The sequence below is a fragment of the Actinoplanes subglobosus genome, assembly GCF_042650585.1.
GTDB classification, from domain to species: domain Bacteria; phylum Actinomycetota; class Actinomycetes; order Mycobacteriales; family Micromonosporaceae; genus Actinoplanes; species Actinoplanes subglobosus.
The window spans coordinates 607,318-618,228 of record NZ_JBHSBL010000028.1 but is presented as its reverse complement, the minus strand read 5'-3'; the positions used below and the strand labels follow the sequence as shown (position 1 = coordinate 618,228).

Here is a 10,911-nt window from a genome sequence, read left to right as displayed (position 1 = left end):
ACCGCCGCCGCCGTTACCGCCGCCGTTGTTGCCACCGCCGCCGTTACCGCCGCCGCCGTTACCGCCGCCGTTGTTACCGCCGCCGCCGTTACCGCCGCCGCCGTTACCGCCGCCGTTGTTGCCACCGCCGCCGCCGTTACCGCCGCCGTTGTTGCCACCGCCGCCGCCGTTACCGCCGCCGTCACCCGGGGGCGGGGGTCCGGGGTGGTTGGTGATACCGCCGACGGCGTCGGAACTCGCGTTTGTGCGGGAACCCTGAGCCTGCGCAGACGCCGGGAGTCCGATCAGCGAGCCGCACACCATTGCCATGCTGACGGCTGCGATCAGACGTTTGTTAGTCCTCATGTGAACCTTCCGGGTGAAAAGCTGATACGTGCGTACTTCACCACGGTTCAAGACCGTCAGAGCCCACTTTGGAAAACTGGCGACGTCTGGCGTACAAAATATCCGGAAGTGATGTTTATTCAGTAAATAGCCATTACGGCCGCCAGACAGTTTTAGTCTGAAAGGTCTACCAAAAAGCACCCGGCGGCGGTCCGCTGGGACCGCCGCCGGGCTTGCCGTTCACGAATTCGTCAGTTTGCGAAAGCCTTCACTTCCAGGAGCCCGACGGAGGCCGCACCACTCGTTAGAGCTACCCGCAACCGGGTGGTACTGATCTGCCCGAAGGCGACGGCGTTGTACTGGTTGGCGACGACGGGGTAACCGCTGGCCGAAGGCACGTCCACATAGGCGGTGCCGTTCCAGTACTGGAGTTTCCACGACGCGGGCAGGTCGATTCCCTGATTGTCGTCGAAGAAATAGACCTGTGCGGATTTCAGGGTCTGCGCGGTCGACCAGGTCAGTTCGGCCCATTGCTGGCCCTGGTTCGGCCAGGTGCCCCAGCGCGGATTGACGGTGTCGTTCGAGGACGGCGGGTCGATGCCGTCGTTGATCGCGGCCACGCTCTCCCACGACGAGGTGTAGGACGCGCTCGGTACGGCGGAGGCCGCCAGGTTCGGATTCGACGGGACCGTGCCCTGGCCGTACAACTTGATCTCGGTCAGTCCGGTTTTGACCGTGCCGGATGGCTGGGTGAACTGGACCCGCAACCGGGTGGTGCTGACCGGGGTGAAGGTGACCTTGTTGAAGTTGGCCTGCGGTGTGCCGGGCGTCTTGGCCTGGGAGGCGGCGTTGACGTAGGCGCTGCCGTTCCAGTACTGGACGTTGTAGGCGGTCGGCGGCCGGTAGCGGTTGCCGGCCCGGTCGTTGCGGAAGTACAGCCAGGCCTCGTCGACGGTCCGGGCGGTGCTGCCGAAGTTGACCTCGTACCAGTCGGTGGCGTTGGTGCTGCCGTAGCTGCCCCACAGTGGCGCGTTGGTGGGCAGCCCGTCGATGGCGCCGGCCGCCGACGTGCCGGAGGTGGTGTAGGAGGCGGTGCCGGTGGCGCCGGAGGTCAGGTTGGGCCGGTTCGAGGTGAGGTCGACGCCGGCCTTGGCGAAGACGTCGACGACGCGGGCGCTGCTCTGTACGACGTTCTGCGGTGCCTGGAGTGAGGCGAACGCGGTGTTGAACGCGACCGTTCCGGTGGTGGTGACGGCGCCGGTCGCCGGGTTGTAGGTGAACGGCACGAGCTGGTTCAGGGTGGCGACGCGGGTGCCGTCGAGGAAGATGGAGTAGCCCTGCGGCACTCCGGTGTACCTGGTCACGCCGTCGGACGGGTCGTCCCAGACGATCGACAGGTTGGCGTTGCGGTAACGCAGGTTGTTGACCGCGAAGTGGCTCCACCCGATGTTGATCGGCGAGAGTTCGATCTGCGCGTCGTTGCGGGGCCGCAGGCCGGCGACGTCCTCGATGATGGTCCAGTTGCTGCTGCCGAGGATGTTGTGGTGGATCCAGGAGCGGTAGGTGACGGCGCTGCCGTTCCAGTCGGCCCAGAACTCGTTGGCGTCGGGCCAGTTGGTGTCGCCGCCGACGTACTGTGCCCAGGCGTTCCAGTAGAGCAGCTTCTTGTAGTCGTCGGTGTTCATCCACGAGTTGGGGTAGTTGCGCAGCACCGATGAGTAGAGCCGGAACTGCACCGTGGAGTTGATCGTGGAGAAGTTGTTGCTGCCGGGGTTGCCGGCGGCGGCCGCGGCGGCCTTGTCGACCTGGTTGGCGGTGTAGAACGGGAAGATCGGGTACTGGGCGGCGTCGGCGAACAGGCGCAGGGCCTCGCGGTACTGCGCGGTGTTCGGCATCAGCCCGACCGAGTACGGGTAGTAGTTGTTGATCTCCTTCCAGGGCACGAACGCGTTCGTGGACACGTGTTTGTGCTCCAGGAGCTGCCGGTCCGGGTTCCACAGGGTGTTGATGACGCCGTTGCGGATCCGGTCGGCGAGGGTCTGCATCTCGGTGGCCTTGGCCGTGTTGCCGAGCAGGGTGTAGGCGTCCCGGGCGGCGTTGGCGGCGCTCCACACGTAGGCGGTCTCGGCGCGGTCGAGGTTGCCGGCGCGCCAGTGGAAGGAGACGGCGTCGGCGTCGTTGCCGGTCATCGCGCCCCAGTCGTACTCGATGACGCCGTTGTTGTTGGTGTCGTAGGTGGCGAGCTGGCCTTTGGCGTCGCCCTCGGCGTAGCGGGCGAAGTTGTTGAGCATGGCCGGCTGTCCGCCGTGGATCTGGTAGGCGCGCCAGGCCGCCTCGGCGATGTACTGGGTGTACGAGTTGGACCAGTTCTCCGGGTCGCCGGGGTTGTCGACGAAACGGCCGTTCGCCGAGTACTGACCGACGGCCAGGTACGGGCCGTAGGAGTACTCCGGGCTGCGCAGGTACTTGAGGTCGTCGATGTGCATCGGCTGGGTGAGCGCGATCGCGTTGTTGTAGCCGGTGACGCCCTCGATCGACTGCGGGAACTGGAAGTCCTGGCCGGGGATGTCGGCGTCGAGGTTGTTGAAGCGCATCAGCCACCAGCGGTAGTAGATGTTCTTCTTGATCGCGGCGTCCGGGACGTCGATGTAGGGCACGTTGTCGGCCCACCACCGGTTGTAGTCGCGGACGTGGGTGGCGAACGCGTCGGCGGCGGTGCGTGCACGGTAGGCGTCGTACTCGGTGCGTGACTCGGGGATCTCGTTGGCGACCAGGCCGAGCTGCACCTTGACCGTCACCGTCTGCCCGGCCGCGACCGTTACTGATCGGCTCAGTGCCCCGCCGGCGGCGGTGAAGCCGTCTCCGGAGAACCGCGGGTAGAGCGTCGTCAGGTTGTTCTTGACGGCCCGGGTGCCGGTCAGTTCGGTGCCGCTGACGGTGGTCGCGTAGGGCGACGTGGCGTTCAGCGTCAGCGTTGTCGAGGCGCTGCCGTTGTTGACCACGGCGACGTTGGTGACCAGCACGTTGTTGTTGGTGATGAACTTGGTGACATCGAGCCGCAGCGAGCCGTTGGTGTGCACGCTGCGCCAGTGGCTGGGTGTCTGCCGGCGTTGCGCGACCTGTTCGGTGAAGGTGCCGGTGGACGCGGTGATCGCGTAGGCGTTCTGGCTGGAGATGTTGTCCCAGTAGGCGGCGTTGCCGCCGAAACCGATCACCGCGGGGTTGTGCGTGTACATGAACGCGGCTCGCCCACGTGTCATCAGCCAGGTCCCGGCTGGGTCGTTGCCGGTGCGGGCGAGCAGCCGGTCCATCCAGAAGTCGGTGCCGCTGGCCTCGGCGTCGTAGATGGCCCGCATCGTGTCACCGGTCGAATATCCGACCGGCGGTGCCGGGATGGATCCGGCGTTACCGAACGCCGGGAACCCGATGGGTTGCGCGGCCAGCGCCGGCTGCGGGTCGACGGAGAGCGAGGCCCCGATCAACAGCAGACTCGAGAGGTACGCCCACAGCCGCCTCACGACTGGAACGCCTTCCACTCGAGCACGCCCGTCGAGAAGCCGGAACGTGACGTGATCTGCAGCCGGAGCCGTGTCGTGTTGACGGCACTGGTGAACGTGTTGACGTTCTCGACATTGCCGGCCACGCCACATGTTGACTGGAGTTGAATGGATACATATTGACTGCCGTTCCAGTACTGCAGTGCACATGACGCCGGGAGGTCGATGCCCTGGTTGTCGTCGAACCAGTAGACCGAGCTCTTGTTGATCGACTGCGCGGTCGGCCAGGTGTACTCGATCCACTGCGTGCCCTGTTGCGGCCAGTTGCCGTAGGCCAGGTTGGACCGGTCCTGCGAGTTCGCCGGGGTCCCGCCGTTGTTGACCGCGGCCAGGCTCTCCCACGACGACACGTACGAGGTCGAGGCGGTGGCGGTCGGTGCGATGTTCGTCCCGCTGCCACCACCTCCGCCTCCGGGGTTGGGCGGCGGTCCGGTGGTCGTCTGCACGACCTGCTGGATGGTGCCGTCAGCGTTGAAGTACAGCCGGTCGACCGCCACCGACCTGCGGAAATTGCCGCCGCCGGGTGCGTTCGCGTTGTGGTAGACGATGTACCACTGGCCGTTGAACTCGACGACTCCGGCGTGGTTGGTCGTCGACGACACCTGTCCGAGGACGATGCCACGGTGGGTCCACGGGCCCATCGGGTTGGTCGCCGTCGCGTACCGCTGGCAGGCGTAGTTGGAGTTGGTGACACAGCCACTGGTGTCGTTGGCGGCGTACATCATGTAGTAGAGGCCGTTGCGTTTGAACATCCACGGGGCCTCCCAGTAGTTGGTGAGCCCCGTCGGGGTGACGACCGACCCAACGGTGTCGATCATGTTGCTGGCCAGGCGCACGGCTCGCGGCGACCAGTAGCCGCCCCAGTACATGTAGGCCTGCCCGTCGTCGTCGACGAAGACGGTCGGGTCGATGTTGAGGCCGGACGAGTTGGCGGTGCTGTCGCTGATCAGCGGCCCGCCCTTCGCGTCGGTGAACGGGCCGAGCGGGCTGTCACCGACGGCGACGCCGATGTTCATCCAGCCGGCGCCGTTGCCGTTGATCGAGGTGTACCAGTAGTACTTGCCGTTGCGCGGCTCGACCTCGCCGGCCCAGGCGTCGGCACCGGCCCATGGGAAGGTGGCGATGTTGGCGCGGGCCCCGTTGTCGGTCCAGTTCGCCGCGTCGGTCGAGGACAGCACGTGCCATTCGCGCATCACGAAGTTGCTGCCGCCGGTGGGTGCCTCGTCGCGCCCGGCGTAGATGTACATGGTGTTGCCGACGACCAGGGGGGCCGGGTCGGCGGTGTAGATGCTGGTGATGATCGGGTTGGCGGCCTGCGAGGGGGTGGCGACGGCTATCGCCGCGGCCGCGGTGACCAGCGCGCTGAGGACTGCGGCTGATCGTCGTGTTCTGGACATCGAACTGCCTTTCTCACTGTCCGGTGGAAAACAGTTGAGCGACCTCCGCCGCGGACAGTGCCCGGCTGTGGATCCGGAACCCGTCGACGGCGGCGGTCAGATACGGATCGGTGGAGTACTGGGAGCGGCCGATCCAGTTCTGGGTGGTGGACGGCAACGCGGACGGGCGTACCGTCAGTGCGGTGTTGCGGGCGGCCTCGGCGCCGTTGACGTAGAGGACGCCCAGGTTGCCGGTGTGGGTGACGGCGACATGCGTCCACGCCCCGGTTGGGAGCGCGGCCGGGGCGTTGATGCGCTGCTCGGCGCCGGAGCCGCCGTTGGAGATGGCGTACCGGGCGGTGCCGGAGCTGCTGCGCGGGGTGAGGAACAGGTAGGCGCCGGTGCCGGTGCCGAAGTCGAACACCCGGGTCCAGGTGGCGGCGGTGTCGATGCGGACCCAGGTGGCGATGGTGAACGCGGTGACGCCGGCGAGAATGCCACCGGGCAGGCCGACGTATCCGTTGGTGCCGTTGAGCAGGACGGCGTTGCCGCTGCGCCCGGCGGTGCGGGTCACGCCGCCGACCAGGGTGCCATTCCAGCCGTTGCCGGTGGCGTCGGTCGCGACCGTTCCGGAGGTCTCGTCGAACGGGTAGCGGGCCTCCTTCGGGGCGGTGCTCGTGACGTTCCAGTAGACGCTGTAGCGCTGGCCGTGGGTCTTGTAGAACGGCCGGAGCAGCACCGATCCGGTGGTGTACTCCAGCGGCGTGCCGGTCGCTGTCAACGTGGCCGGGTCGAGGACCGGCAGGCTGCCGAGGTTGCTGGTGCCGAACTGCCCGGCCAGCACGATCGGCCCGTGCTTGACGGCGCGCACCGACGGGTTGTCCGGCGCGGCCTCCAGGGTGAGGGCCATCGGGAGGCTGACATCGACGACGTCGCCGGTGGTCCAGGTCCGATTGATCGAGAGGTACGTCCCGGGCGTCGCCGTTCCGGTGAGGACGCCGTTGACGCGCACCTGAGCGCCGCTGGTCCATGACGGGATGCGGATGCGCATGTCGAAGGTGCCGGACCCGGCGGTCACGGTGAGCCGGGTGGACGGGCTCTCCGGGTAGGTGGTGTCCTGCCGGATCGTCACGCCGCGGGCCGCCCACGTCAGCGTCGACGCGATGTACAGGTTGACGTACAACGTCGTGCCGGCCTGGAAGTAGATGCTGTCGGTGAACTTGGTGTTGGTCTCCATGCCGGTGCCGTGACAGCAGGTGAAGTTGTCGTAGTCGTTGCTGTACGTCTTGATCCCGCCGGCCCGCAGCGGCACGTAGTAGCAGTGGTGACCGTGCGCCGAGCTCGGGTTCTGCGCGCCGAGCAGATGGTTGTAGAGCGCCTTCTCGTAGAAGTCCATGAACTCGGCGGCCCGGGACGGGTCGGTGAAGAACAGCTGCCGGGTCAGCTTGAGCATGTTGTAGGTGTTGCAGCACTCGCAGGTGTTGTCCGACAGCTCCGACGCGATCCGGTTCGGCGCCTGGAAGTACTCGCCGTTGGAGTTGCCGCCGATCGCGTACGAGTGCTGGCGTACCACGAAGTTCCAGAAGTTGACGGCGATGTCGCGATAGCGGGCGTCCCCGGTCGAGTGGTAGCCACGGATCGCCGCGATGGCCTTGGGGATCTGGGTGTTGGCGTGGAACCCGGCGAGTGCGTCGACCCCGGCGGCGAGCGGGTCCAGGACCTGGGCGTGGTCGAAGTACTGGGCGGTGAACAGGTGCACCGGGTCTTCGGTGAGCTGGTAGAGGTTGAACAGGGTCTCGCCGATGCCGCCGAACTCGACGCGCAGCATCTGCTGGCGCTGGGCGTGGGTGAGCCGGCTGTTGCGGGCCTGCACCCAGGCGGCCTTGCGCTGCAGCACGGTCAGGGCCTGGGCGCTGCCGGTGAGCAGGTGCCAGTCGAGCAGCCCTTGCACGATCTTGTGGAGGGTGTAGTAGGGCGCCCACACCTGCTGGCCGGTCTCGACCCGGTCGATGAACGACTCCGGATAGGCCGACAGGAAGCCGTTGGAGCGCTGGCAGAGGGCGAGTTGCGCCACCAGGTAGTCGCCTTTGGCCTGGTAGGTGGTGTCGCCGGTGCCGGCGTAGGCCTGGGCGAGCGCGCTGAGCACGTGCCCGATGGAGTGGCCGCGCAGCTCGGTCGAGGGTGACTCCCAGCCGCCGCACGGGGTGGCCGAGGAAGACAGGCCGGCGGTCACCCGGAACATGTGCAGCAGCCGGTCGGCGTCGAGGAACCGCAGGTAGGACTGGGTGCGCCCGGCGTTGTCGGCGAACGGGCCGGAGCCGAGCCGGACGGCGGTGAGCGGGAAGGGATACACCGAGACGCCGAAGTCGGGCCGGACAGCCCGGGCCGGGCCGGCGGGGAGCAGAACTCCGGCGGCCCCGGCGGCGCCGGCGATCAGGACGGTACGACGGTTGAAACGCATGAGGACACCTCTGCAATCGAGTGATTTCGATGCATGGGGAGCGGAGGCGCCCCGGAAAGATGCAGCGTGCGGCACCCCTGGGCAGCCCCGGCAGACCCGCCCCCGTGATGCGGCTCGCCTGCGGCACACGCTGCCTTACGAAAACGTTTTCGGCAAGATGTAGAACCGGTTACGAATAGATTTCCGTCATCCCAGGTTCTTAGATGAAATTTATGATCATCTATATAAAGCGAGCCCCGGGGCGCCTACTGTGGATTTCCAGATTGTCCACTTCCTGACAGAGGAGCGTCTATTGTCATCCCCGCGCGTGTCCGAGATCACCTGGTTGCTGTTCCGGGTCGTCGTCGGTCTGCTGTTCACCTGTCACGGGCTCGCCAGCATCTTCGGCCTGCTCGGCGGCAGCCGCGGCACGGGTGAGCCGGTGGCGGTCGGCCTGTGGCCCGGCTGGTACGCCGGACTCATCCAGCTCGTCTGCGGCCTGCTCGTCCTGGTCGGGCTCGGCACCCGTCCCGCCGCGATCCTGGCGTCCGGCTCGATGGCCTACGCCTACTTCGTGGTGCACCAGCCGGACGGGCTGATGCCGATCCAGAACGGCGGGGTCACCCCCGCGCTCTACTCCTGGTCCTTCCTCCTGATCGCGGTCGTCGGCGGCGGGCCCTGGTCGATCGACGCGCTGATCCGCAACCAGCGTGCCTCGGTTCCCGCGGTCACCGAGGAGAAGGCGAAAGCGAAGGCCTCGGCCTGACCTCAGCGGGGCAACGGCGCCCGGCTCGACATCGGAGGACGAACACCGTTGTCCCGGCCGTGCCAGCGGCCGGGACCGTCCAGCCGACGGCCAGGCGAGTGGGGCGAGGACGGGAGACCGGTTACGCCACCAGGTCCTGGCGCCGCGCCGCCAGGGCGAACACCTGCTCCGGCGCCACCGGCCGGGAGAACAGGTATCCCTGGCCCCGCTCCGAGCCCAGTGCCCGCAACTCGACGGCCTGCTGTTCGGTCTCGATCCCCTCCGCCACGGTGGTCAGCCGCAGGATCTGCGCCAGCCGGATCACCGCCTCCGCGATCGCCGCACCCTCGGCGGTGCCGTCGAGCCGCGCCACGAAACCGCGGTCGACCTTCAGTACGTCCACCGGCAACCGCGTCAGGTATTGCAGGGACGAGTAGCCCGTACCGAAATCGTCGATGGCAATCTTGACCCCCGCGGACCGCAACCGTCGCAGCACCGCGATCTCGACCGCCTCGTCGACCATCGCCGACTCGGTCACCTCGACCACCAGGCTCCGCGGCGGCACCCCGGCACGTTCCAGCACCGCGAGCACGTCACGCGCGAGCTGCGGTTCCTGGAGCTGGCGCGGCGACACGTTCACGGTGACCGTGAGATCGGCGCCGGCCTCACGCCATGCGGCCACCTGGCGGACCGCCTGCTCCAGCACCCACCGGCCGATGCCGACGATCTCCCCGGAGCGTTCGGCCACCGGGATGAAGGTGGCCGGCGACACCGCGCCGTGCAGCGGGTGCTGCCAGCGCAACAGCGCCTCGGCAGCCACCACCCGCCCGCTGGCCAGGTCGACGATCGGCTGGTAGACGACGGTGAACTCGTCGCGCTGCAGCGCCCCTTCGAGGGCCTCGGCGAGCGCCGCGTCCAGGGCCCGCCGGTCGTTCATCGACGGCTCGTGGATGGCGAAGGTGGGCGTCGCCGACCGCGCGGCGTGGCTCATCGCGATCTCGGCGTTGCGCAGCACCGTCTTGGCGGGCTCGCCGGGTCGCGCGACCGCCACGCCGATGCCGCACGGAATGCCCTCGTCCTGCGCCGCGGCGAGCACCCGCTGCGCCGCGATGGTCGCCTCACCGGCCACGCTGGCGTCGGTGAGCAGCACACCGAACGTGTCCGGGCCGACCCGGGCGATCAGGTCGTCGGCGCGGACGTTGGCCCGCAGCACCGCCGCCATGCTGTGCTGCACACCCGTCTCGGCCACCGCGATCGCCAGCACCGCGAACGGGTCCCGGCCGCGGACCACCCGGGCCAGCGCCTCCTTGAGACCGGCCCGGTTGGCGAGCCCGGTCTCCTGGTCACGGCCGGCCTGTGCGCGGCTCGACCGCAGCGACAGCCAGTAGCGGAACGTGACGGCGACGAGCATGACGGCCATCGCGACGACCAGGCCGCTCCAGCGCAGCCAGCCGGACATCGACACGATCACGAGCAGCAGCGCGACGCCGGTGACCAGCGCGGCGAGCGGGATGTAGGCGATCCAGCGCGGCGGCTCGGTCCGGCGGGCCCGGTCGGTGACGCTCCCGACGCCGGACGCCGACATCATCGGCGACAGGGTGAGCAGCAGGTGCGCGGTCACCACGAGGGCGCCACCGATCGGCTCGACCAGGTGTTCCACGCCGGCGGGCAGGCTGTTGGCCCATCGGGTGTCGGCCAGGATCGCCAGCCCCATGCCGGTGATCAGTACGGTGATCGGGTCCCGCCAGTGGCTGACCATGCCGCGCAGCAGCATCGCGGCGATCGCCATGGCCAGCATCAGGTCGGCGATCAATAGCCCGGCGACGATGCTCCAGCCCGCACCCGGACGGCCGGACAGCAGGAGCGGGTCCAGCCCGGCGAACCAGACGAGCATCACCGCGGCCGCGCCGACCGCCACCATCTCGGCGACGAACGCCTGCCGGTGCGGGCCGCTCAGCCGGCACAGCGGGCCGATCACGGTCGACAGGCCGAGAATCGCCATCCCGCCGACGTGGGTCGCGACAGCCGCCCACCACAGCCAGGTGGGACCGCCGGACAGCCACGCCACCAGGGTCAGCGCGTTGACGACGCCGATCCCCCGGGCGAACGCGCCGATCCGGCACGGCAGCGCGTTGAGCCCGAGCCGGGCCACCCGGATCAGGTAGTGGACACCGAAAGCGTCCAGGACCGCCAGCGAGACCGCGAGGATCATCGGATACCAGGCCGGGACGGCGAAGCCCACGGCCTGCGCGGGAAGGATCGCGATCAGCGGCAGCAGGGCACGGCTCGGCACCGGTCCCGCCCGCGTCACCATCTTCCGCCTCATGTCCGCACTGTCGGCCCACGGTCACGGGAGTTGAGACAATCTATTGCCCAAAGGCTCCTGAACCGTCACGCTGATCGATTGTTACCGGCGGGTACGCCGCCGGCCGCCCGTGGATGTGGTGTTCGCCGAGCGTTGATCCCCGC

Annotated in this window: 6 protein-coding genes; 2 read left to right on the top strand and 4 right to left on the bottom strand. The window is 68.2% G+C overall.

What is annotated here, in order from left to right; all coding sequences use genetic code 11:
• On the top strand, positions 1 to 471 hold a 471-nt coding region (locus tag ACFO0C_RS43075), incomplete at its 5' end, for a hypothetical protein (protein ID WP_378072633.1).
• 104 nt (positions 472 to 575) lie between these two features.
• On the opposite strand, the gene ACFO0C_RS43070 is transcribed toward ACFO0C_RS43075, so the two are convergent.
• From ACFO0C_RS43070 to ACFO0C_RS43060, 3 genes are read right to left on the bottom strand one after another with little or no spacing between them, the layout of a single operon-like run.
• Complete coding sequence (locus ACFO0C_RS43070) at positions 576 to 3,842, bottom strand: MGH1-like glycoside hydrolase domain-containing protein (protein ID WP_378072632.1); 3,267 nt, start codon at positions 3,840 to 3,842, stop codon at positions 576 to 578.
• Entirely contained in the window at positions 3,839 to 5,278 is a 1,440-nt protein-coding gene (locus ACFO0C_RS43065; RefSeq protein WP_378072631.1) for a glycoside hydrolase family 43 protein, read from the bottom strand. Before ACFO0C_RS43065 ends, ACFO0C_RS43070 begins: the two co-directional genes overlap by 4 nt.
• Positions 5,279 to 5,291: 13 nt before the next feature.
• Positions 5,292 to 7,718, bottom strand: coding sequence for a beta-L-arabinofuranosidase domain-containing protein (locus ACFO0C_RS43060; protein WP_378072630.1), 2,427 nt, complete (start codon positions 7,716 to 7,718; stop codon positions 5,292 to 5,294).
• A gap of 307 nt (positions 7,719 to 8,025) precedes the next feature.
• Between ACFO0C_RS43060 and ACFO0C_RS43055 the strand changes: the two genes are divergently transcribed.
• Positions 8,026 to 8,463 carry a DoxX family protein gene (locus tag ACFO0C_RS43055; protein ID WP_378072629.1) on the top strand — a complete coding sequence of 146 codons (438 nt, stop codon included), beginning with the start codon at positions 8,026 to 8,028 and terminating at the stop codon, positions 8,461 to 8,463.
• 121 nt (positions 8,464 to 8,584) lie between these two features.
• On the opposite strand, the gene ACFO0C_RS43050 is transcribed toward ACFO0C_RS43055, so the two are convergent.
• Positions 8,585 to 10,768 (bottom strand): putative bifunctional diguanylate cyclase/phosphodiesterase, encoded by a 2,184-nt coding sequence (locus ACFO0C_RS43050; protein ID WP_378072628.1) that lies wholly within the window; start codon positions 10,766 to 10,768, stop codon positions 8,585 to 8,587.
• Positions 10,769 to 10,911 lie beyond the last annotated feature (143 nt).